The sequence below is a fragment of the Clostridioides sp. ZZV15-6388 genome, assembly GCF_020657755.1.
Classification (GTDB): domain Bacteria; phylum Bacillota; class Clostridia; order Peptostreptococcales; family Peptostreptococcaceae; genus Clostridioides.
In genome coordinates this window covers 1-442 of the sequence record NZ_JAGWCU010000108.1, presented here as the reverse complement: position 1 = coordinate 442, position 442 = coordinate 1, and the positions used below count along the sequence as shown (strand labels likewise).

Annotated in this window: 1 rRNA gene; it reads left to right on the top strand. The window is 52.5% G+C overall.

From position 1 onward, the window contains the following. Positions 1 to 442, top strand: a 16S ribosomal RNA gene (locus KGF48_RS19960); the annotation flags it as partial.

Genomic DNA, 442 nt, shown 5'->3' with positions numbered 1-442 from the left:
CCTACGGGAGGCAGCAGTGGGGAATATTGGGCAATGGGCGCAAGCCTGACCCAGCAACGCCGCGTGAAGGAAGAAGGCTTTCGGGTTGTAAACTTCTTTTAAGAGGGAAGAGCAGAAGACGGTACCTCTTGAATAAGCCACGGCTAACTACGTGCCAGCAGCCGCGGTAATACGTAGGTGGCAAGCGTTGTCCGGATTTACTGGGTGTAAAGGGCGTGCAGCCGGGCATGCAAGTCAGATGTGAAATCTCAGTGCTCAACCCTGAAACTGCATTTGAAACTGTATGTCTTGAGTGCCGGAGAGGTAATCGGAATTCCTTGTGTAGCGGTGAAATGCGTAGATATAAGGAAGAACACCAGTGGCGAAGGCGGATTACTGGACGGTAACTGACGGTGAGGCGCGAAAGCGTGGGGAGCAAACAGGATTAGATACCCTAGTAGTC